This is a genomic window from Winslowiella sp. 2C04 (assembly GCF_050037805.1).
Lineage (GTDB): Bacteria > Pseudomonadota > Gammaproteobacteria > Enterobacterales > Enterobacteriaceae > Erwinia > Erwinia toletana_A.
Genome location: NZ_CP188300.1, coordinates 3,870,780 through 3,892,690, shown reverse-complemented (window position 1 = coordinate 3,892,690; position 21,911 = coordinate 3,870,780). Strand labels below are relative to the sequence as shown.

The following is a 21,911-nucleotide window of genomic DNA, read 5'->3' as shown; positions in this document are numbered from 1 at the left end:
TGTGGTGTAAAGTGGTGAGAAGGGGTAATTCGGGGGTGAGACTGGCATGTTCCGTGGGGCAACGTTAGTCAATCTCGACAGTAAAGGCCGGCTTGCCGTGCCAACGCGCTATCGCGAAACGCTGATCGGGGAATCCGAGGGGCAAATGGTGTGTACCATTGACCTCCACCAGCCGTGCCTGTTGCTTTATACCTTACCCGAATGGGAAATCATTGAACAAAAGCTGTCTCGCTTGTCCAGCATGAACCCTGCCGAACGTCGCGTTCAGCGACTGTTATTGGGTCATGCCAGCGAGTGCCAGATGGATAATGCAGGTCGTTTACTGCTGGCGAATACCCTTCGTCAACATGCGAACCTCACTAAAGAAGTGATGCTGGTTGGACAGTTCAACAAGTTTGAACTGTGGGATGAACAGACCTGGTATCAACAAGTCAAGGATGATATTGACGCTGAGCAGTCGACGCAGGAACCGTTATCTGATCGATTGCAGGATTTGTCGTTATAGCTATGCAGGATAATTTTAAACATACCACGGTGCTGTTAGATGAGGCGGTAAATGGCCTCAACCTCAAGGATAACGGCATCTATATTGATGGCACGTTCGGGCGCGGAGGACATTCGCGCCTGATTCTTTCCCAACTTGGAGAACAGGGCCGTCTCTACGCCATTGATCGTGATCCGCAGGCTATCGCAGCCGCTGCAGAAATAACCGATCCCCGTTTTAACATCATTCATGGCCCATTCTCTGCGCTGGCAGAGTATGTGGAAGAGCGGGGATTAACCGGCAAGATCGACGGTATCTTGCTGGATCTCGGCGTCTCATCGCCGCAGCTTGATGATGCTGAACGCGGTTTTTCGTTTATGCGTGACGGGCCACTGGATATGCGTATGGACCCAACGCGCGGTCACTCAGCAGCAGAATGGTTGTTGCAGGCTGAAGAGAGCGATATTGCTTTTGTGCTGAAGACTTTCGGTGAAGAGCGTTTTGCCAAACGTATTGCGCGCGCCATCGTCGAACGCAATCGCGAACAGCCAATGACGCGCACCAAAGAGCTGGCCGATGTGATTTACGCGGCTACTCCGGTCAAAGACAAGTTTAAGCATCCGGCTACCCGCAGCTTCCAGGCGATTCGCATCTGGGTTAACAGCGAGCTGGAAGAGATTGAACTGGCGCTGAAAGGCGCACTGATCGCGCTGGCGCCGTCAGGACGCTTATCGGTAATTAGCTTTCACTCGCTGGAAGACCGCATTGTGAAGCGCTTTATGCGTGAACAAAGCCGAGGCCCGCAGGTTCCGGCCGGTATTCCTATGACCGAAGCGCAGCTGGCCAGCCTCGGTGGTCGTCAGCTGAAGGCGCTGGGCAAGATGATGCCGGGCGAAGCTGAGGTGGGTGAAAATCCACGCGCCCGCAGTTCAGTATTGCGTATCGCAGAAAGGACCGCCTCGTGATTGGCAATGAGCGCCACAGCTTACCCGGTGTTATCGGTGGCGATCTGCTCCGTCACGGAAAGATTCCGTTAATCCTGGTGGTTGCGGTGCTGGTTTCAGCGGTTCTGGTGGTAACAACTGCCCATAAGACCCGCCTGCTGACCGCGCAGCGTGAACAGTTAGTACTGGAGCGGGATGCGCTGGACATTGAGTGGCGCAACCTGATTCTGGAAGAAAATGCCCTGGGCGATCATAGCCGGGTTGAGCGCACGGCCACCGAGAAGCTGCAGATGCAGCATGTCGATCCGGCGCAGGAAAATATAGTGGTACAGCAATAATAAGGAACCACGGACTCAATGAAAGCTGCAACCAAGACGCTTAAATTGAAAAAACAGGAAGATCAGGCCAGCTTTGTAAGCTGGCGTTTTGCGTTGCTGTGCGGTTGTATTTTACTGGCTCTGACTGGCTTACTGCTGCGGGTGGCTTATCTGCAGGTGATCAACCCGGACAAGCTGGTGCGTGAAGGTGATATGCGCTCGCTGCGCGTGCAGGCAGTGCCTACCGCGCGCGGAATGATCAGCGATCGCGCCGGGCGTCCGTTAGCGGTCAGCGTGCCGGTAAACGCCATTTGGGCCGATCCGAAAGTGTTGCATGAACATGGCGGCGTCACCCTCGACAGCCGCTGGAAAGCGCTGTCCGATGCGCTGTCTATTCCGCTCGATCAGCTGGCTGGCCGCGTAAATGCCAACCCAAAAGGGCGTTTTGTCTATCTGGCGCGCCAGGTTAACCCGGCGATTGGCGACTACATCAAAAAACTGAAACTGCCGGGCATTTATTTGCGCGAAGAGTCGCGTCGTTACTATCCCGCCGGGCAGGTCACCTCACATCTGATTGGCTTTACCAATATCGACGGTCAGGGCATCGAAGGGGTAGAGAAGAGCTTCGATAAATGGCTGACTGGCCAGCCCGGTGAACGTACCGTGCGTAAAGACCGCTATGGCCGGGTAATTGAAGATATCTCCTCGGTGGACAGCCAGGCCGCACATAACCTGGCGTTAAGCATTGATGAGCGCTTGCAGGCGCTGGTCTATCGCGAGCTGAACAATGCCGTGGCGTTTAACAAAGCCGAATCCGGTACTGCGGTGCTGGTGGATGTGAATACCGGCGAAGTGCTGGCGATGGCGAACAGCCCGGCCTATAACCCGAATAACCTCAGCGGTACGCCAAAAGACGTCATGCGTAACCGTGCCATCACCGACATCTTCGAACCCGGTTCAACGGTGAAGCCGATGGTGGTGATGACTGCGCTGCAACGTGGCGTGGTGAAAGAGAATACCGTACTGAATACCGTGCCGTACCGCGTTAATGGTCATGAGATCAAAGACGTGGCGCGCTACAGCGAATTGACCCTGACCGGGGTTTTGCAGAAATCGAGTAACGTCGGTGTTTCAAAGCTGGCGTTAGCGATGCCATCCTCAGCGTTAGTAGATACTTACGCGCGCTTTGGATTGGGTAAGGCGACCAATTTGGGGTTGGTCGGAGAAAGCAGTGGCTTATATCCTCAAAAACAACGGTGGTCTGACATAGAGAGGGCCACCTTCTCTTTCGGCTACGGGCTAATGGTAACGCCGTTACAGTTAGCGCGAGTCTACGCAACGATTGGCAGCTATGGCATCGCTCGTCCGCTGTCGATTACCAAAGTTGACCCGCCGGTTAATGGCGAGCGCGTCTTCCCTGAAGACCTGGTGAAAACCGTGGTGCACATGATGGAAAGCGTGGCATTGCCGGGCGGCGGTGGCGTAAAAGCGGCAATTAAAGGTTATCGCATAGCGATTAAGACCGGTACCGCGAAAAAAGTCGGCCCGGATGGTCGCTACGTCAATAAATACATTGCTTATACCGCAGGCGTTGCGCCTGCGAGCCATCCTCGTTTTGCACTGGTGGTGGTGATTAACGATCCACAGGCCGGTAAATATTATGGTGGTGCGGTTTCTGCGCCGGTGTTTGGTGCCATCATGGGCGGTGTATTACGCACCATGAACATCGAGCCGGATGCGCTGCCGACCACGGATAAGAACGATGTGGTACTTAACAAGAAAGAGGGATCAGGTGGCAGATCGTAACTTGCGCGACTTACTGGCTCCATGGGTGCCCGGTGCACCGGAGCGCCCGCTTCGTGAAATGACACTGGATAGCCGCCAGGCGGCATCCGGCGATCTGTTTGTGGCGGTTGCCGGCCATCAGGCCGATGGGCGACGTTTTATCCCGCAAGCTATCGCGCAGGGTGTGGCTGCGGTGATTGCTGAAGCCGAAGGCGTCGCAGAAGATGGTGATATCGTCGAAATGCACGGCGTGCCGGTGATTTATCTGGCACAGCTGCCACAGCGTTTATCGGCGCTGGCCGGGCGCTTTTATCAGCAACCGGGCGAGCAACTGCGCCTGATTGGCGTGACCGGAACCAACGGTAAAACGACTACCACCCAGCTGCTGGCGCAGTGGGCCAATCTGCTGGGTGAAACCGGCGCGGTAATGGGTACCGTCGGTAACGGCCTGTATGGTCAGCTGGTGTCGACTGAAAACACCACTGGCTCTGCGGTGGATGTTCAGCACGTGCTGCACTCCCTGGTGGAAAAGGGCGCGACCGTCGCCGCCATGGAAGTCTCCTCACACGGGCTGGTACAGCATCGCGTTGCGGCGCTGCCATTTGCCGCTGCCGCATTTACTAATCTCAGTCGCGATCACCTGGATTACCATGGTGATATGACGCGTTATGAAGCCGCCAAATGGCTGCTGTTCTCTGAGCATCAGGTCGGGCAGATGATTATCAATGCTGATGACGAAGTCGGTTACCGCTGGTTACTTAACCTGCCGGATGCCGTTGCCGTCACCATGCAAAACAATCTGCAGCCGGGTTGCCGTGGTCGCTGGCTGAAAGCCACCGAGGTTAATTATCACGACAACGGTGCCTCAATTACCTTCGAATCCAGCTGGGGTAATGGCGTTATCGACAGCCGCCTGATGGGCGCGTTTAACGTCAGTAATCTGCTGGTGGCGCTGGCGACCTTACTGTCGCTGGGCTACCCGCTGGACGGCCTGATCGCTACCGGTAATCAGTTACAGCCAGTTTGTGGCCGCATGGAAGTGTTCAATGCGCCAGGCAAGGCAACGGTAGTGGTGGATTATGCTCACACGCCGGACGCGCTGGAAAAAGCACTGGAAGCGGCGCGACTGCACTGTAAAGGTCAGCTGTGGTGTGTGTTCGGCTGTGGCGGCGATCGTGATAAAGGTAAGCGCCCACTAATGGGCGCGATTGCCGAGCAGTTCTCCGACGTGGTGGTGATTACTGATGACAACCCGCGCGGTGAAGAACCTGCGGCAATTGTCGAAGGTATTCTTTCCGGCTTACTCGATGCAGGCCGCGCACGGGTAGTGCACGGGCGTGCGCAAGCGGTCACTAACGTCATTATGCAGGCGCAGGAAGATGACGTGGTGCTGGTTGCCGGTAAAGGCCACGAAGATTATCAGCTGGTCGGCAATCGCCGACTGGATTACTCCGATCGTGTGACGGTCGCCCGCTTACTGGGAGTGGTGGCATGATCGCCCTTTCTCTGCAGCAGCTGGCCGACATTACCGCAGGTAAGCTGCACGGCGGCGACCTGAATTTTGCTGAGGTCACCACCGACACGCGCAAAGTGTCTGCGGGCGCGCTATTTATCGCGCTGCAAGGCGAACGCTTTGATGCCCATGAGTTTGTTGCTGATGCCATTACGAATGGCGCGGCAGCTTTGCTGGTAAGTAAGCACTTACCAGTGGCGGTGCCGCAGGTGGTGGTTAATGACACACGTATTGCGCTGGGTCAGCTGGCGGGCTGGGTACGCCAGCAGAGCACGGCCCGTGTGGTGGCACTGACCGGTTCGTCCGGCAAGACTTCGGTAAAAGAGATGACCGCGGCGATTCTGCGCGTTTGCGGTGAGACGCTGTATACCGCCGGTAATCTGAATAACGACATCGGCGTGCCGCTGACGCTGTTACGCCTGACGCCGGAGCACCAGTTTGCGGTGATTGAGCTGGGGGCTAACCATCAGGGTGAAATTGCCTACACCACCGATTTGACCCGTCCGGAAACCGCGCTGGTGAATAACCTCGCCGCGGCGCATCTGGAAGGGTTTGGTTCGCTGGCAGGCGTTGCGAAAGCCAAAGGCGAAATTTTCGAAGGCCTGTCAGCAACCGGCACCGCCATTATCAATGCTGACAGCAATGACTGGCCGCACTGGCAGAACCACCTGCACCATAAAACGCTGTGGCGTTTCTCGGTTGAGTCGCAGCCAGACAGCGATTTCTATGCCAGCAATATTCGTTTCAGCACCCAGGGCACGCAGTTCACCCTGCATACGCCAGCAGGGGCAGCGGAAATCACGCTGCCGCTGCCTGGTCGTCACAATATCGCTAACGCGCTGGCTGCTGCTGCACTGGCGCTGTCGGTTGATGCGCCTCTTGACGCGATTCAGCAAGGGTTAGCCTCACTGAAAGCGGTGCCGGGGCGTTTATTCCCGGTAGCGTTAAACGCCACGCAGTTGCTGATTGATGACAGCTATAACGCCAACGTTGGCTCGATGACCGCCGCCGCACAGGTGCTGGCAGAAATGCCCGGTTACCGCGTGATGGTGGTAGGTGATATGGGTGAACTGGGCGCAGAAGCCGTTGAGTGCCATCGTGAGGTGGGTGACGCGGCGCGTCTGGCAGGCATCGATCGGGTATTGAGTGTCGGTACGCTGAGTAAAGGTATCAGCGAGGCCAGCGGTGTTGGCGAGCATTTTAATGATAAGCCAGCGCTGATCGCACGTTTATCAGCGCTGCTGTCCGAGCATCAAGAGTTAACCATTTTAGTTAAAGGTTCACGTAGTGCCGCCATGGAGCAGGTAGTACAGGCCTTAAAGGAGAAAGGAACATGTTAGTCTGGCTGGCCGAACATTTGGTCGCTTTTTATTCTGGCTTTAACGTCTTTTCCTATTTGACGTTTCGCGCCATCGTCAGCCTGCTGACCGCGCTGTTCCTCTCGTTGTGGATGGGACCGCGCCTGATCGCGTATCTGCAAAAATTACAAATTGGTCAGGTGGTGCGTAACGACGGTCCGGAGTCGCATTTCAGCAAGCGCGGCACGCCGACGATGGGCGGCATTATGATCCTCACGTCGATTACCATTTCGGTACTGATGTGGGCCTATCCGTCGAATCCGTATGTCTGGTGCGTGCTGTTTGTACTGGTGGGTTACGGCATCGTCGGCTTTATTGATGACTACCGCAAAGTAGTACGTAAAGACACTAAAGGATTAATCGCCCGCTGGAAATATTTCTGGCAGTCGGTGATTGCGCTGGCGGTTGCTTTTGTGATGTACGCCATCGGCAAAGATACCCCGGCCACCGAGCTGGTGGTGCCGTTCTTTAAAGACATCATGCCGCAGCTTGGTTTGCTGTATCTGCTGCTGGCCTATTTTGTGATTGTTGGTACCAGTAATGCGGTCAACCTGACCGACGGGCTGGATGGTCTGGCAATTATGCCGACGGTGTTTGTGGCTGCGGGCTTTGCGCTGGTGGCTTGGGCAACCGGTAACGTTAATTTTGCCGCCTACTTACATATTCCTTATCTGCGTCATGCCGGTGAGCTGGTGATTGTTTGTACCGCCATTGTCGGTGCCGGTCTGGGCTTCTTATGGTTCAACACCTATCCGGCGCAGGTATTTATGGGTGACGTCGGCTCGCTGGCGCTGGGCGGCGCGCTCGGCACGATTGCCGTGCTGCTGCGTCAGGAGTTTCTGCTGGTAATTATGGGCGGGGTGTTTGTGGTTGAAACCCTGTCGGTCATTCTGCAGGTGGGATCGTTTAAGCTGCGCGGACAACGTATTTTCCGCATGGCGCCGATTCACCACCACTATGAACTGAAAGGCTGGCCGGAGCCGCGCGTGATTGTGCGCTTCTGGATTATTTCACTGATGCTGGTGCTGATTGGCCTGGCGACACTGAAGGTGCGTTAATCATGGCAGACTATCAGGGTAGAAAAGTCGTCATTATCGGGTTGGGCCTGACCGGCCTGTCCTGTGTTGATTTCTTTTTAGCGCAAGGCGTTACGCCACGCGTGATGGATACCCGACTGTCACCGCCAGGCCTCGATAAGCTGCCGGAAACGGTGGAGCGTCATTTAGGCTCGCTCGATGATGGCTGGTTGCAGGCCGCCGATTTGATTATTGCCAGCCCGGGTATGGCGCTGGCACATCCTTCTTTAATGGATGCCGCCGCGGCGGGAGTTGAGATTATCGGTGATATCGAGCTGTTTTGCCGCGAAGCGAAAGCACCGATCGTGGCGATTACCGGCTCTAACGGTAAAAGCACCGTCACCACGCTGGTGGGTGAGATGGCGAAAGCCGCTGGCTGGGCAGTGGGTGTCGGCGGAAATATTGGTTTACCGGCGCTGACGTTACTGCAGCACCCGGCGCAGCTGTATGTACTGGAACTGTCAAGCTTTCAGCTGGAGACCACCCACAGTCTGAAAGCGGCGGCGGCGACCATCCTCAATGTTACTGAGGACCATATGGACCGCTATCCGCTCGGTTTGCAGCAGTATCGCGCCGCGAAGTTACGTATTTATGAAAATGCCGCAGTATGCGTGGTTAATGCCGATGACGCGCTGACCATGCCGGTGCGCGGGGCGGATAAGCGCTGCATTAGCTTTGGCGCTGACGTCGGTGATTATCATCTTAACCGTCAGCAGGGCAGCACCTGGCTGCGTGCGGATGGTGAAAAAGTATTGAATGCCGATGAGATGTATCTCGTCGGGCAGCATAATTACACCAATGCGCTGGCCGCGCTGGCGCTGGCAGATGCCGTTGGCCTGCCGCGTGCAACCAGCATGAAAGCATTGACCACTTTCAGCGGGCTGGCGCACCGTTTCCAGCTTGCATGGCAGCATAACGGCGTGCGCTGGATTAACGATTCTAAAGCGACCAATGTCGGCAGTACTGAAGCGGCGCTGAATGGCTTGCAGGTTCAGGGCACGCTGTGGCTGCTGTTGGGCGGTGACGGTAAATCAGCCGACTTCAGCCCGCTGGCGCGCTATCTGCAAGGCGATAACGTGCGGGTGTACTGCTTCGGACGTGACGCTGCCGCACTGGCAGACTTACGCCCTGAAATTTCAGTACGCACCGAGACCCTGCAGCAGGCGATGGAACAGATTGCTGTCCAGCTGCAGCCGGGCGATATGGTGCTGCTGTCGCCGGCTTGTGCCAGCCTCGATCAGTTCCGTAACTTTGAACAGCGTGGCGATCTGTTTGTGCAACTGGCTAAGGAGCTTGGCTGATGCGTTTTCCTGGTCTGAGCCTTGCTGGCGGCATTTCTCATCGTCTGAAAGATTGGGTGATGGGATCGCGTGAAAAAGACGCCTCGTCAATGGTGCTGTATGACCGCACGTTGCTGTGGCTGACTTTTGGTCTGGCGATTATCGGTTTTGTGATGGTGACATCGGCATCGATGCCGGTGGGGCAGCGTTTGTCAGAAGATCCGTTCTTCTTTGCCAAGCGTGAAGCATTCTATCTGCTGCTGGCGTTTGGCATGGCGCTGGTAACACTGCGGGTGCCAATGGAAGTCTGGCAGCGTTACAGCAATATTATGCTGGTGGCCTCGGTAGTGATGCTGTTGATTGTGCTGGTCGTCGGTAGCTCGGTCAACGGCGCATCGCGCTGGATTGCCCTTGGGCCGCTACGTATCCAGCCAGCAGAGTTATCGAAGCTGTCATTGTTCTGCTATCTCGCCAGCTATCTGGTGCGCAAGGTAGAGGAAGTCCGTCACAACTTCTGGGGATTCTGTAAGCCGATGGGCGTAATGGTGGTGCTGGCGGTGTTACTGCTGGCACAACCTGACCTCGGTACGGTGGTGGTGCTGTTTGTTACTACGCTGGCGATGCTGTTCCTGGCAGGGGCGAAGTTATGGCAATTTCTGGCAATTATCGGCTCGGGGATTTTTGCCGTTTGCTTGCTGATTATTGCTGAACCGTACCGTATGCGCCGCGTCACTTCCTTCTGGGATCCATGGGAAGATCCTTTCGGCAGCGGCTACCAGCTGACCCAGTCGCTGATGGCGTTTGGTCGCGGTGAGTTCTGGGGCCAGGGCTTAGGTAATTCAGTACAAAAACTGGAGTATTTACCGGAAGCACATACCGACTTCATTTTCTCGATTATCGGGGAAGAACTGGGTTATATCGGTGTGGTTTTTGCCCTGTTAATGGTATTCTTCGTCGCTTTTCGTGCGATGTCGATTGGCCGCCGGGCATTAGAGCTTGACCAGCGTTTTTCCGGCTTTTTAGCCTGTTCGATTGGCGTGTGGTTTAGCTTCCAGGCGTTGGTTAACGTCGGTGCTGCCGCGGGCATGCTGCCGACCAAAGGTCTGACGCTGCCGCTGATCAGTTACGGTGGTTCCAGTCTGATTATTATGTCGACGGCTATCGTACTGTTATTGCGTATTGATTATGAAACGCGTCTGGCAAAAGCGCAGGCGTTTACACGAGGTGCCCGATGAGTGGTAAGCGACTGATGGTGATGGCTGGCGGAACCGGTGGGCATGTATTCCCCGGGCTGGCAGTAGCACACCATCTGATGGAGCAAGGCTGGCAGGTTCGCTGGCTTGGCACCGCAGACCGAATGGAAGCGGATCTGGTTCCCAAACACGGCATCGAGATTGATTTTATTCGTATCACCGGCCTGCGCGGCAAAGGTGTGAAAGCTCTGTTACTGGCACCGATGCGCATTTTCTCCGCCTGGCGTCAGGCGCGGGCGATTATGAAAGCGTATCAGCCAGACGTGGTGCTGGGGATGGGCGGCTATGTCTCCGGTCCCGGCGGGTTGGCGGCCTGGAGTTGCGGTATCCCGGTGGTGCTGCATGAACAAAATGGTATTGCCGGACTGACCAATAAATGGCTGTCCAAAATTGCCAAAAAAGTGCTGCAGGCGTTTCCAGGTGCGTTTCCGAATGCCGATGTGGTTGGCAATCCGGTGCGTACCGACGTGCTGGCGCTGCCGTTACCCGGCGAGCGACTGGCCGGGCGTGAAGGCCCGATTCGTGTGTTAGTGATCGGCGGTAGCCAGGGCGCGCGAATACTGAACCAGACGCTGCCCCAGGTCGCGGCGAAAATGGCTGATGGCATCACGCTCTGGCATCAGACCGGCAAAGGCGCGCTGGATAGCGTGCGAAAGGCTTATCAGGACGTCGGGCAAACGCAGCATAAAGTCACTGAGTTTATCGATGATATGGCTGCGGCCTACGCCTGGGCTGATGTGGTGGTGTGTCGTTCGGGCGCGTTAACCGTCAGCGAAATCGCTGCCGCCGGTTTACCAGCGATTTTTGTGCCGTTTCAGCATAAAGATCGTCAGCAGTACTGGAATGCACTGCCGCTGGAGCAAGCGGGTGCAGCCAAAATTTTTGAGCAGCCGCAGTTTACGGCGGATGTGGTGGCAGAAACGCTGGCAGGCTGGGATCGCCCAACGCTGCTGCTGATGGCTGAAAAGGCACGCGCAGCGTCGATTCCGGACGCGACACAACGCGTCGCTGACGCCGTCGCCGCCACGGCATTATAAATATGATTTTCAGGGGCCGGATCAACACGGCTCGCAACAGGCAGAAAAGATGAATACACAACAATTGGCGAAACTGCGTTTAATGGTGCCCGAGATGCGTCGCGTCCGGCACATTCACTTTGTCGGCATCGGTGGTGCTGGCATGGGCGGTATTGCCGAAGTGTTGGCCAACGAAGGTTATGAGATTAGTGGTTCTGATTTAGCGCCGAACCCGGTTACCCAGCATCTGGCGGCCCTTGGCGTCACCATTTATTTTAACCATCGCCCGGAAAACGTCAGTGACGCCAGCGTAGTGGTGGTGTCGACGGCAGTTTCTCAGTATAACCCGGAGATCGTTGCCGCACGTGAGGCCCGTATCCCGGTGATCCGCCGTGCTGAAATGCTGGCTGAACTGATGCGCTACCGTCACGGTATTGCGGTTGCCGGTACGCACGGTAAAACCACCACCACGGCGATGGTTTCCAGTATTTATGCTGAAGGTGGCCTGGACCCGACTTTTGTTAACGGTGGTCTGGTTAAAGCGGCGGGCACGCATGCTCGCCTGGGCAGCAGCCGTTATCTGATTGCCGAAGCGGATGAGAGCGACGCGTCGTTCCTGCATCTGCAACCGATGGTGGCGATTGTCACCAATATTGAAGCCGACCATATGGATACTTACCAGGGCGACTTCGAAAATCTGAAGCAGACGTTTATTAACTTCCTGCATAACCTGCCGTTTTATGGTCGTGCAGTAATGTGTATTGATGATGCCGTTATCCGCGACTTGCTGCCGCGGGTTGGCCGTCAGGTGACGACTTACGGTTTCAGTGATGATGCTGACGTGCGTATCGAAAATTATCAGCAGCACGGTGCTCAGGGCCATTTCACGCTGGTGCGCCACGATAAGCCGTTAATGAACGTCACGCTTAACGCACCAGGCCGACATAACGCGCTGAATGCTGCCGCTGCTGTAGCAGTGGCCAGTGAAGAAGGCATTGAGGATGAAGATATTCTCAGTGCGCTGGAGAGCTTCCAGGGCACTGGCCGCCGCTTCGACTTCCTCGGCGAATACCCGCTGGCTAACGTCAACGGTACTGAAGGTAGCGCGATGCTGGTTGATGACTACGGTCATCACCCGACCGAAGTCGATGCGACGATTAAAGCGGCACGCGCCGGCTGGCCAGATAAGAAACTGGTCATGATTTTCCAGCCGCACCGTTATACGCGTACCCGTGATCTGTACGACGATTTTGCCAATGTGCTGTCGCAGGTAGACGTGCTGTTAATGCTGGATGTTTATGCCGCTGGCGAGTCGGCGATCCCGGGTGCTGACAGTCGATCGCTGTGCCGCACCATTCGTGGCCGTGGCAAAGTCGATCCGATCCTGGTTCCCGATCATGACGACGTGCTGGAGATGCTGGCTCCGACTCTGTCAGGCAACGATCTGATCCTGGTTCAGGGTGCCGGCAACGTAGGTAAAATCGCCCGTAAACTGGCGGATAACAAGTTACAACCGCAAATCACTAATGGAGAAGAACATCATGGCTGAGAAAGTAGCGGTATTGCTGGGTGGGACCTCCGCAGAACGTGATGTGTCTTTGCTTTCAGGCAGTGCGGTTCTGGCAGGGTTGCAGCAGGCGGGTATTAACGCGCATGCTGTCGATATTCGTGACTTTTCGCCAATGCGCCTGAAAGAAGAAGGTTTTGCCAAAGCGTTTATCGCTCTGCATGGCCGTGGCGGGGAAGACGGGACGTTACAGGGGCTGCTGGAGTTTCTGCAAATTCCTTACACCGGCAGCGGCGTGATGGCTTCGGCCATCACCATGGATAAGATGCGCACCAAACTGCTGTGGCAGGGCGCGGGTCTGCCAGTGTCACCGTATGTGGTGATTAACCGTCAGCAGATGAATGCTGGGGTGACGGGCGAACTGGCTGAACGCATCGCCGCGCTGGGTATGCCGGTGTTTGTGAAACCAAGTTGCGAAGGTTCCAGCGTCGGTATCTCGCGTGTTAATCAGCCTGCTGATCTGCCAGCAGCGCTGGAAGAAGCGTTCCGTCATGATGACGAAGTGCTGGTTGAGAAATTTTTAAGTGGCCCTGAGTACACGGTGGCGATTGTCGGCGAAGACATTCTGCCGTCGATTCGTATTCAGCCGGCCAGTGATTTTTATGATTATCAGGCCAAGTACATCTCTGATGATACTGAGTACTTCTGCCCAAGCGGCCTGACCGCCGAACGCGAAGCCGAATTAAGCGCGTTGGTGATGGATGCGTGGCGTGCGCTGGGTTGCAGCGGCTGGGGTCGGGTTGATGTAATGATGGATAGCGAAGGCGCTTTCTGTCTGCTGGAGGTGAATACCTCGCCGGGCATGACCAGCCATAGTCTGGTACCGATGGCAGCGAAGCAGGCAGGTCTCTCTTTCTCGCAGCTGGTAACCCGTATTCTGGAGCTGGCTGACTGATATGTCTCAGGCGGCTCTGAATGTACGTAACCGGGAAGCGCAGGAGAAGGCGCGCACCGGACGCAGTAATGGCTCACGGCTGGCAGGCATTATTTTCCTGCTCATGGTGTTAGGCACCATGGCGTTCGGCGGGCTGGTGGTGCTGAAGTGGATGAATGACGCGTCGCGCTTGCCGCTGTCGAGGCTGGTGGTGACCGGAAAAACCCACTACACCACCCATGACGATATTCGTCAGGCGATTTTGTCACTGGGCTCGCCGGGAACGTTTATGTCGCAGGACGTTAACGTTATTCAGCAGCAAATTGAACGTCTGCCGTGGATTCAGCAGGTAAGCGTGCGTAAGCAGTGGCCGGACGAATTAAAGATTCATCTGGTTGAATATGTTCCGGTTGCGCGCTGGAATGACCTGCATATGGTTGATGCTGAGGGTAAATCATTCAGCGTCCCGGCAAATCATCTTGGCAAGGAAGAGATGCCGATGCTGTATGGCCCTGAAGGCAGCGAGCAGGAAGTCCTCACCGGTTATCGCGAGATGAGCCAGGTGCTGGCAGCAGATAAGTTTAAGTTGAAGATGGCCTCAATGACGGCACGACGTTCATGGCAGCTGGTGACGGGCGACGATATCCGCATCGAACTTGGACGTAATGATGACATGAAGCGTTTGAAGCGTTTTATGCAGCTCTATCCTTCGCTACAGCAGCAGGCGACGGCAGAGAACAAACGCATCGATTACGTAGATCTGCGTTATGACTCTGGCGCGGCAGTAGGATGGGCACCGGCATTTATTGAGCCGCAGGACAGTAACCAGCAACAGAATCAGGCACAGGCTAAACAACAATGATCAAGTCGACGGACAGAAAACTGGTAGTTGGACTCGAGATCGGCACCGCGAAGGTTGCCGCTTTAGTAGGGGAAGTTCTGCCCGATGGCATGGTCAATATTATCGGGGTCGGCAGCTGTCCTTCCCGCGGTATGGATAAAGGCGGCGTTAACGATCTGGAATCGGTAGTGAAGTGCGTACAGCGCGCTATCGATCAGGCCGAACTGATGGCCGACTGCCAGATTTCGTCGGTTTACCTCGCATTATCGGGCAAACACATCAGTTGCCAGAATGAAATCGGGATGGTTCCGATTTCCGAAGAGGAAGTGACACAGGAAGATGTAGAGAATGTGGTACATACTGCTAAGTCAGTCCGCGTTCGTGATGAGCATCGTATTCTGCATGTTATTCCTCAGGAATATGCGATCGACTATCAGGAAGGGATCAAAAATCCGGTCGGTTTATCCGGCGTGCGTATGCAGGCAAAAGTGCATTTGATCACCTGTCACAACGACATGGCAAAAAACATTGTTAAAGCCGTTGAACGTTGTGGCCTCAAAGTTGACCAACTGATCTTTGCCGGTCTGGCATCAAGCTTTGCGGTGCTGACCGAGGATGAACGCGAGCTGGGCGTTTGCGTGGTGGATGTCGGCGGTGGCACCATGGATATCGCAGTCTATACTGGCGGCGCACTGCGTCACACTAAAGTGATTCCGTATGCTGGCAATGTGGTGACCAGCGATATCGCTTACGCCTTCGGTACGCCGCCAACCGATGCTGAAGCGATCAAAGTTCGCCATGGTTGTGCCCTTGGCTCCATCGTGGGCAAAGACGAAAACGTCGAAGTACCGAGCGTCGGTGGGCGTCCGCCAAGAAGTCTGCAGCGTCAGACGCTGGCTGAAGTCATTGAACCGCGTTACACCGAACTGCTGAATCTGGTTAATGAAGAGATTCTGCAGTTGCAGGAACAGCTGCGTCAGCAGGGCGTAAAACACCATCTGGCGGCGGGGATTGTTCTGACCGGCGGTGCGGCACAAATTGAAGGGCTGGCTGCCTGTGCCCAGCGTGTTTTTCACACGCAGGTACGAATTGGCCAGCCGCTGAACATAACCGGCTTAACCGATTATGCTCAGGAGCCTTACTACTCAACAGCGGTAGGCTTACTGCACTACGGAAAAGAGTCTCACCTGAACGGTGAAGCTGATATTGAAAAAAGAGCCTCGGTCGGTAACTGGTTTAAACGTATCAACAGCTGGCTGAGAAAAGAGTTTTAATTTTTAGTAAAGGGGATTCTTACCTAAAAAAATTTCGCATTACGGCTAACACCGCTGTAGCGTGAAAGATAACAGGTATTATTAGATCCCCAGGCGACAGGCACATAACGGAGAGAAATTATGTTTGAACCTATGGAATTAACCAATGACGCGGTGATTAAAGTCATCGGCGTCGGCGGGGGCGGTGGCAATGCCGTAGAGCATATGGTGCGTGAGCGCATCGAAGGTGTTGAATTCTTCGCTGTGAATACTGACGCGCAAGCGTTACGTAAAACTGCGGTCGGTCAGACGATTCAAATTGGTAATGGAATCACCAAAGGTCTGGGTGCTGGTGCAAACCCGGAAGTCGGTCGTAACTCTGCTGAGGAAGATCGTGAAGCACTGCGTTCAGCTCTGGAAGGCGCTGACATGGTGTTTATCGCCGCCGGCATGGGTGGCGGTACTGGTACCGGTGCAGCGCCTGTCGTTGCCGAAGTGGCGAAAGATTTAGGTATCCTGACGGTTGCCGTGGTGACCAAGCCTTTCAATTTTGAAGGCAAAAAGCGCATGGCCTTTGCCGAGCAGGGTATCGCCGAGCTGTCCAAGCATGTCGATTCACTGATTACTATTCCTAACGACAAGCTGCTGAAAGTGCTGGGCCGTGGTATCTCTCTGCTCGACGCATTCGGTGCGGCTAACGACGTACTGAAAGGCGCGGTGCAGGGTATCGCCGAGCTGATCACCCGTCCGGGTCTGATGAACGTCGACTTCGCTGACGTGCGTACCGTGATGTCTGAAATGGGTTACGCAATGATGGGTTCTGGCGTCGCTTGTGGTGAAGACCGTGCGGAAGAAGCCGCAGAAATGGCGATCTCCAGCCCACTGCTGGAAGATATCGACCTTTCTGGTGCGCGTGGCGTGCTGGTTAACATCACCGCGGGCTTTGACCTGCGTCTGGATGAGTTCGAAACCGTGGGTAACACCATCCGTGCTTTCGCGTCTGATAACGCGACAGTGGTGATTGGTACTTCTCTCGACCCGGAAATGAACGACGAACTGCGTGTGACTGTGGTTGCGACCGGTATCGGCATGGACAAACGTCCAGAAATTACGCTGGTTACCAACAAGCAATCCAGCCAGCCAGTGATGGATCATCGCTACCAGCAGCACGGTATGGCTCCACTGCCTCAGGAGCAAAAACCGGCCGCGAAAGTGGTGAACGATCAAAGTGCACAGACCAATAAAGAACCAGATTATCTGGATATTCCAGCCTTCCTGCGTAAGCAGGCTGACTAAGAATTGCCTGAGAATTTGGATTCTCCGCTCTTTGTGCTAAAATGTTCGCCCGTCAGTGATATACACTGGCGGTCGGATGAGTAATTTTTGCGAGATAATGCGATGATCAAACAACGGACATTAAAACGTATTGTTCAGGCGACTGGAGTCGGTTTACATACCGGCAAAAAAGTCACGCTGACTTTACGCCCTGCGTCGGCTAACACCGGGGTCATCTATCGTCGCACTGACTTGAATCCACCGGTTGATTTCCCGGCTGATGCCAAATCCGTGCGTGATACCATGCTCTCAACTTGCCTGGTTAATGAGCATGGCGTGCGTATTTCAACAGTCGAGCACCTGAACGCAGCACTTTCCGGTCTGGGTATTGATAACATTGTGGTTGAAGTTGATGCGCCTGAAATCCCGATTATGGACGGCAGCGCAGCACCCTTTGTCTATCTGCTGATGGACGCAGGCATTGAAGAGCTGAACAGCGCCAAGAAATTTGTTCGCGTCAAACAACCAGTCCGGGTTGAAGACGGTGACAAATGGGCTGAGATCAAGCCATACAATGGTTTTTCGCTGGACTTTACCATCGATTTTAACCATCCGGCGATTGATTCCAGCGCGCAGCGTTACAGCATGAACTTCTCTGCTGAAGCGTTTGTGCGTCAGATCAGCCGTGCACGTACTTTCGGCTTTATGCGTGAAATCGAATATCTGCAGTCCCGCGGCCTGTGCCTCGGCGGCAGCTTCGATTGTGCAATCGTGGTGGATGACTACCGCGTATTGAACGAAGACGGTTTACGCTTTGAAGACGAATTTGTCCGTCACAAAATGCTTGATGCGATCGGTGACCTGTTTATGTGTGGCCACAATATCATTGGTGCGTTTACCGCATTCAAATCTGGTCATGCATTAAATAACAAGCTGTTGCAGGCGGTTATGGCGAAGCAGGAAGCCTGGGAATGGGCAACGTTTGAAGACGAAGCCGAACTTCCGCTGGCATTCAAGGCACCAAATCTGGTTCTGGCGTAAGCCTGAACTGACTATTACGACTGGTTGAGCTGGTACTCTCTCCGGCCAGTGAGGCCAGTCGTTCTATTATTTTTCCTCTTTCAGTAATCCCATCTACTGCCTCCAATGCCGCGTTACTGCCGGTTTTTCGTGTTTAGCTGCTGTTTTCTTGTGCAGATAACCGGACATTTCCCGCTGCGGATAGATATATCCTGATGTCGACAGTGACTAATAATGGTAATATTTGGCCTCAGTAAAACTATTGATTTCAGTGACCCCAGCCGCAGAGGTTTGGGCGCAGTGGCGGAAAAAAGTGATCGGCATTCTTAATCGTTGGCGACAATTTGGCAGGCGTTACTTCTGGCCGCATCTCCTGTTGGGGATGGTCGCGGCGAGTTTTGGCCTGCCTGTCACCCATGCCAGCGAGCAGAGAAGCCCTGAAACGTCATCCAATAGCCTGACTATTGGTAAAGTCGCACGTTTTGACAGCCTGGCGCTGCTACAGGAAAGCGCACGTCGTCCGAACTTTAACGTCGATTACTGGCACCAGCATGCGATCCGCATCGTTATTCGCCACCTCTCTTTTGCCTTAACGCCACAGCATCTGCCGACGGCAGAGCAGGCGTTACCGCTTGAAGTCCAGAAACTCGCGCTGCTCGACACGCTCAATGCGTTATTGACTCACGAGTCTCGTCCTCCGGTTATTATCCGTGATACTCCACGCCGTAATGAAGCGCTGCGCGCTGCTTATCACAGCGGTTTGTGGCTGGCGCAGGTTCAGGGCATTCGTGCCGGACCGGCTACTCTCGCCTGAACGATTCAGAGCACAGCTCTACAAACTTAAATAATCAAAACAACGCTGTAAGCCGTATAAAAGCCCGGCTGGAGAGAAGTATTTATTATGTTGACGACAATTTTAACCAAGGTTTTTGGTAGCCGTAACGATCGTACTTTACGCCGTATGCGTAAAGCTGTAGATGCCATCAATAAGATGGAGCCAGAATTTGTAAAGCTTACTGACGATGAGCTGAAAGCCAAAACTGACGAATTCCGCGCGCGCCTGAAAAAGGGCGAAACCGTAGACAGCCTGATTCCTGAAGCTTTTGCCACCGTACGTGAAGCCAGTAAGCGCGTGTTCGGCATGCGTCACTTTGACGTCCAGCTGCTTGGCGGTATGGTACTGAACGACCGCTGCATCGCGGAAATGCGCACCGGTGAAGGTAAAACTCTGACCGCGACGCTGCCTGCTTATCTGAATGCGTTAAGCGGTAAAGGCGTACACGTTGTCACCGTCAACGACTATCTGGCACAGCGTGATGCCGAGAATAACCGTGGGCTGTTCGAATTTCTCGGCCTGAGCATCGGTATCAACCTGCCAGGTATGCCAGCGCCGGCGAAACGCGAGGCCTACGCCGCCGACATCACTTACGGTACCAATAACGAATACGGCTTTGACTACCTGCGTGACAATATGGCGTTCAGCCCTGAAGAGCGCGTACAGCGTAAGCTGCACTATGCACTGGTGGATGAAGTTGACTCAATTCTGATCGATGAAGCGCGTACCCCACTGATCATCTCCGGCCCGGCTGAAGACAGCTCCGAGATGTATACCAAAGTTAATAAAATTATTCCTCACCTGATCCGTCAGGAGAAAGAAGACTCTGATACTTTCCAGGGCGAAGGCCACTTCTCGGTTGATGAGAAAGCGCGCCAGGTTCACCTGACCGAGCGCGGCCTGGTGAATATTGAAGAGCTGCTGGTCAGCGAAGGCATTATGGAAGAGGGTGAATCACTTTACTCGCCAACCAACATTATGCTGATGCACCACGTGACGGCGGCACTGCGCGCGCACGTGCTGTTTACCCGCGACGTCGACTACATCGTGAAAGACGGTGAAGTCATTATCGTTGATGAGCACACCGGTCGTACCATGCAGGGTCGTCGCTGGTCTGATGGCCTGCATCAGGCAATTGAAGCAAAAGAAGGCGTTGAGATTCAGAACGAAAACCAGACTCTGGCTTCTATCACCTTCCAGAACTACTTCCGTCTGTACGAAAAGCTGGCCGGGATGACCGGTACGGCGGACACCGAAGCATTTGAGTTCAGCTCTATCTACAAGCTGGATACCATTGTGGTGCCAACCAACCGTCCTATGGTGCGTAAAGATCTGCCGGATCTGGTCTACATGACAGAGAAAGAGAAGATCGATGCCATTATCGAAGATATCCGCGAGCGTACCGTTAATGGTCAGCCAATTCTGGTGGGTACTATTTCAATTGAGAAATCTGAAGTGGTTTCCCATGAGCTGGAACGTGCGGGTATTAAGCACAGCGTACTGAACGCCAAGTTCCACGCCCGTGAAGCAGACATCGTGGCACAGGCCGGTCAGCCAGGCGCAGTAACCATCGCCACCAACATGGCCGGTCGTGGTACTGATATCGTGCTGGGTGGTAGCTGGCAGGCAGAGATTGCCAATCTTGAAGCGCCAACGGCCGAACAGATTGAAGCGATTAAAGCCGCGTGGAAAATCCGTCATGATGCCGTGCTGGCGTCCGGCGGTCTGCATATTATCGGTACTGAGCGTCATGAATCACGCCGCATCGATAACCAGCTGCGTGGTCGTTCCGGCCGTCAGGGTGACCAGGGTTCATCGCGCTTCTATCTGTCGATGGAAGATGCACTGATGCGTATTTTCGCCTCCGATCGCGTCTCTAATATGATGCGTAAACTGGGAATGAAACCAGGCGAAGCGATTGAGCATCCATGGGTAACCAAGGCGATTGCCAATGCGCAGCGTAAAGTAGAAAGCCGCAACTTTGATATTCGTAAGCAGCTGCTGGAATATGATGACGTTGCCAACGATCAGCGCCGCGCGATTTACACCCAGCGTAATGAACTGCTGGACGTGTCTGACGTGAGCGAAACCATTAACAGCATCCGCGATGATGTGTTCAAAACCACCATCGATACCTATATTCCGCCGCAGTCACTGGAAGAGATGTGGGATGTTGCTGGTCTGGAAGAGCGTCTGAAAAACGATTTCGATCTGGAAATGCCGATTGCTGAGTGGCTGGACAAAGAACCTGAGCTGCATGAAGAGACGCTGCGTGAGCGCATCATGGAGCAGGGCAAAGAAGTCTATCTGCGTAAAGAAGAAGTGGTTGGCACCGAGATGATGCGTAACTTCGAGAAAGGCGTGATGCTGCAAACGCTTGACTCGCTGTGGAAAGAGCATCTGGCGGCAATGGACTACCTGCGTCAGGGCATCCATCTGCGTGGCTACGCGCAGAAAGATCCGAAGCAGGAGTACAAGCGTGAATCTTTCGCTATGTTTGGCGCGATGCTGGAATCACTGAAATACGAAGTGATCAGCACCCTGTGTAAAGTGCAGGTGCGTATGCCAGAAGAAGTGGAAGCGATGGAAGAGCAGCGCCGCCAGGAAGCTGAGCGCCTGCAACAGCAGCAGCATTTAAGCCATGTCGACAGTGAGACTCTGGCAGCAGAAGAGCTGTCTGGCCAGACCGGTGAGCGAAAAGTGGGTCGTAACGATCCTTGCCCATGCGGTTCTGGTAAGAAGTTCAAGCAGTGTCATGGCCGTTTAGCCTGATAATCCTTTCCTCCCCCGGCCTACGGGGGAGGAGGATCAAAAAGGGAGTTGAACAATGAAGCACCTGCAAGTTGCGGTCGGTATCATTCGCAATGCCAGTAAGCAAATCTTCCTCGCGCAGCGCTCAGCCAGTTCTCATATGGCCAATATGTGGGAGTTTCCCGGTGGAAAAATTGAAGCTGACGAAACTGCCGCGCAGGCATTAAGCCGCGAGCTGTTGGAAGAGACCGGAATTGAGGTTACGACGGCGGTGCCTTTCGATACTGCCGATCATACTTATCAGGATGTTCGCGTAACGCTGCACTTCTTTATGGTCGAAGGCTGGAACGGTGAGCCCTATGGCCGTGAAGGACAACCGATGCGCTGGGTGCCGCAAGCTGAACTGGTGGCGGAAGAGTTTCCACCGGCGAACAGCCCGATTGTGGCACGGTTGCTGGCTGAATAATTG

General features: G+C 54.6%; 19 protein-coding genes. All 19 read left to right on the top strand.

Features of this window, described 5'->3' with window-relative positions:
• Positions 1-46 precede the first annotated feature (46 nt).
• Complete coding sequence (gene mraZ / locus ACP3TC_RS17710; protein ID WP_313855752.1) at positions 47-505, top strand: division/cell wall cluster transcriptional repressor MraZ; 459 nt, start codon at positions 47-49, stop codon at positions 503-505.
• Between the two features lie 2 nt (positions 506-507).
• Complete coding sequence (gene rsmH, locus ACP3TC_RS17705; RefSeq protein WP_313855754.1) at positions 508-1,449, top strand: 16S rRNA (cytosine(1402)-N(4))-methyltransferase RsmH; 942 nt, start codon at positions 508-510, stop codon at positions 1,447-1,449.
• Positions 1,446-1,766: a cell division protein FtsL gene (gene ftsL, locus ACP3TC_RS17700; RefSeq protein ID WP_313855755.1), complete on the top strand. Its 321-nt coding sequence runs from the start codon at positions 1,446-1,448 to the stop codon at positions 1,764-1,766. Before rsmH ends, ftsL begins: the two co-directional genes overlap by 4 nt.
• Before the next feature lie 18 nt (positions 1,767-1,784).
• The gene (locus ACP3TC_RS17695; RefSeq protein WP_426816934.1) at positions 1,785-3,551 is read left to right on the top strand and encodes a peptidoglycan glycosyltransferase FtsI; all 1,767 of its coding nucleotides are present in this window, start codon (positions 1,785-1,787) and stop codon (positions 3,549-3,551) included.
• Positions 3,538-5,025 carry a UDP-N-acetylmuramoyl-L-alanyl-D-glutamate--2,6-diaminopimelate ligase gene (murE, locus tag ACP3TC_RS17690; RefSeq protein WP_426816933.1) on the top strand — a complete coding sequence of 496 codons (1,488 nt, stop codon included), beginning with the start codon at positions 3,538-3,540 and terminating at the stop codon, positions 5,023-5,025. Before ACP3TC_RS17695 ends, murE begins: the two co-directional genes overlap by 14 nt.
• Positions 5,022-6,383, top strand: coding sequence for a UDP-N-acetylmuramoyl-tripeptide--D-alanyl-D-alanine ligase (murF, locus tag ACP3TC_RS17685; RefSeq protein ID WP_426816932.1), 1,362 nt, complete (start codon positions 5,022-5,024; stop codon positions 6,381-6,383). Before murE ends, murF begins: the two co-directional genes overlap by 4 nt.
• Positions 6,377-7,459 (top strand): phospho-N-acetylmuramoyl-pentapeptide-transferase, encoded by a 1,083-nt coding sequence (mraY, locus tag ACP3TC_RS17680; protein ID WP_313855760.1) that lies wholly within the window; start codon positions 6,377-6,379, stop codon positions 7,457-7,459. Before murF ends, mraY begins: the two co-directional genes overlap by 7 nt.
• Positions 7,460-7,461: 2 nt before the next feature.
• Positions 7,462-8,778, top strand: coding sequence for a UDP-N-acetylmuramoyl-L-alanine--D-glutamate ligase (murD, locus tag ACP3TC_RS17675; RefSeq protein WP_426816931.1), 1,317 nt, complete (start codon positions 7,462-7,464; stop codon positions 8,776-8,778).
• Positions 8,778-9,992 (top strand): cell division protein FtsW, encoded by a 1,215-nt coding sequence (ftsW, locus tag ACP3TC_RS17670; protein WP_313855763.1) that lies wholly within the window; start codon positions 8,778-8,780, stop codon positions 9,990-9,992. Before murD ends, ftsW begins: the two co-directional genes overlap by 1 nt.
• A complete protein-coding gene (murG, locus tag ACP3TC_RS17665) occupies positions 9,989-11,047 on the top strand; it encodes an undecaprenyldiphospho-muramoylpentapeptide beta-N-acetylglucosaminyltransferase (protein ID WP_426816930.1) in 1,059 nt (352 codons plus the stop codon). The genes ftsW and murG overlap by 4 nt, the downstream gene beginning before the upstream one ends.
• A gap of 49 nt (positions 11,048-11,096) precedes the next feature.
• Positions 11,097-12,575, top strand: a complete 1,479-nt coding sequence (murC, locus tag ACP3TC_RS17660) for a UDP-N-acetylmuramate--L-alanine ligase (protein ID WP_426816929.1) — start codon at positions 11,097-11,099, stop codon at positions 12,573-12,575.
• A complete protein-coding gene (locus tag ACP3TC_RS17655) occupies positions 12,568-13,488 on the top strand; it encodes a D-alanine--D-alanine ligase (RefSeq protein WP_313855767.1) in 921 nt (306 codons plus the stop codon). Before murC ends, ACP3TC_RS17655 begins: the two co-directional genes overlap by 8 nt.
• A 1-nt stretch (position 13,489) precedes the next feature.
• Positions 13,490-14,329, top strand: coding sequence for a cell division protein FtsQ (gene ftsQ / locus ACP3TC_RS17650; RefSeq protein ID WP_313855769.1), 840 nt, complete (start codon positions 13,490-13,492; stop codon positions 14,327-14,329).
• Positions 14,326-15,582, top strand: coding sequence for a cell division protein FtsA (gene ftsA / locus ACP3TC_RS17645; protein WP_313855770.1), 1,257 nt, complete (start codon positions 14,326-14,328; stop codon positions 15,580-15,582). Before ftsQ ends, ftsA begins: the two co-directional genes overlap by 4 nt.
• A gap of 120 nt (positions 15,583-15,702) precedes the next feature.
• On the top strand, positions 15,703-16,857 hold the full coding sequence (ftsZ, locus tag ACP3TC_RS17640; RefSeq protein WP_052900285.1) for a cell division protein FtsZ: 1,155 nt from the start codon (positions 15,703-15,705) through the stop codon (positions 16,855-16,857).
• A gap of 102 nt (positions 16,858-16,959) precedes the next feature.
• Positions 16,960-17,877 (top strand): UDP-3-O-acyl-N-acetylglucosamine deacetylase, encoded by a 918-nt coding sequence (gene lpxC, locus ACP3TC_RS17635; protein ID WP_313855771.1) that lies wholly within the window; start codon positions 16,960-16,962, stop codon positions 17,875-17,877.
• A 292-nt stretch (positions 17,878-18,169) separates the two neighbouring features.
• Positions 18,170-18,670 (top strand): secA translation cis-regulator SecM, encoded by a 501-nt coding sequence (gene secM / locus ACP3TC_RS17630; RefSeq protein WP_313857590.1) that lies wholly within the window; start codon positions 18,170-18,172, stop codon positions 18,668-18,670.
• An 87-nt stretch (positions 18,671-18,757) separates the two neighbouring features.
• The gene (gene secA, locus ACP3TC_RS17625; RefSeq protein WP_313855772.1) at positions 18,758-21,463 is read left to right on the top strand and encodes a preprotein translocase subunit SecA; all 2,706 of its coding nucleotides are present in this window, start codon (positions 18,758-18,760) and stop codon (positions 21,461-21,463) included.
• A gap of 55 nt (positions 21,464-21,518) precedes the next feature.
• Positions 21,519-21,908: an 8-oxo-dGTP diphosphatase MutT gene (gene mutT, locus ACP3TC_RS17620; RefSeq protein ID WP_313855773.1), complete on the top strand. Its 390-nt coding sequence runs from the start codon at positions 21,519-21,521 to the stop codon at positions 21,906-21,908.
• Positions 21,909-21,911: the final 3 nt, after the last annotated feature.

What these genes read in the sequence shown, in the direction of transcription:
- ACP3TC_RS17695 (WP_426816934.1), top strand. Translation starts at nt 1,785, where the DNA reads ATGAAAGCTGCAACCAAGACGCTTAAATTGAAAAAACAGGAAGATCAG.
- mraY (WP_313855760.1), top strand. Translation starts at nt 6,377, where the DNA reads ATGTTAGTCTGGCTGGCCGAACATTTGGTCGCTTTTTATTCTGGCTTT.
- mutT (WP_313855773.1), top strand. Translation starts at nt 21,519, where the DNA reads ATGAAGCACCTGCAAGTTGCGGTCGGTATCATTCGCAATGCCAGTAAG.
- murF (WP_426816932.1), top strand. Translation starts at nt 5,022, where the DNA reads ATGATCGCCCTTTCTCTGCAGCAGCTGGCCGACATTACCGCAGGTAAG.
- rsmH (WP_313855754.1), top strand. Translation starts at nt 508, where the DNA reads ATGCAGGATAATTTTAAACATACCACGGTGCTGTTAGATGAGGCGGTA.
- ftsW (WP_313855763.1), top strand. Translation starts at nt 8,778, where the DNA reads ATGCGTTTTCCTGGTCTGAGCCTTGCTGGCGGCATTTCTCATCGTCTG.
- murD (WP_426816931.1), top strand. Translation starts at nt 7,462, where the DNA reads ATGGCAGACTATCAGGGTAGAAAAGTCGTCATTATCGGGTTGGGCCTG.
- ftsA (WP_313855770.1), top strand. Translation starts at nt 14,326, where the DNA reads ATGATCAAGTCGACGGACAGAAAACTGGTAGTTGGACTCGAGATCGGC.
- murG (WP_426816930.1), top strand. Translation starts at nt 9,989, where the DNA reads ATGAGTGGTAAGCGACTGATGGTGATGGCTGGCGGAACCGGTGGGCAT.
- ACP3TC_RS17655 (WP_313855767.1), top strand. Translation starts at nt 12,568, where the DNA reads ATGGCTGAGAAAGTAGCGGTATTGCTGGGTGGGACCTCCGCAGAACGT.
- lpxC (WP_313855771.1), top strand. Translation starts at nt 16,960, where the DNA reads ATGATCAAACAACGGACATTAAAACGTATTGTTCAGGCGACTGGAGTC.
- murC (WP_426816929.1), top strand. Translation starts at nt 11,097, where the DNA reads ATGAATACACAACAATTGGCGAAACTGCGTTTAATGGTGCCCGAGATG.
- ftsZ (WP_052900285.1), top strand. Translation starts at nt 15,703, where the DNA reads ATGTTTGAACCTATGGAATTAACCAATGACGCGGTGATTAAAGTCATC.
- mraZ (WP_313855752.1), top strand. Translation starts at nt 47, where the DNA reads ATGTTCCGTGGGGCAACGTTAGTCAATCTCGACAGTAAAGGCCGGCTT.
- ftsQ (WP_313855769.1), top strand. Translation starts at nt 13,490, where the DNA reads ATGTCTCAGGCGGCTCTGAATGTACGTAACCGGGAAGCGCAGGAGAAG.
- secA (WP_313855772.1), top strand. Translation starts at nt 18,758, where the DNA reads ATGTTGACGACAATTTTAACCAAGGTTTTTGGTAGCCGTAACGATCGT.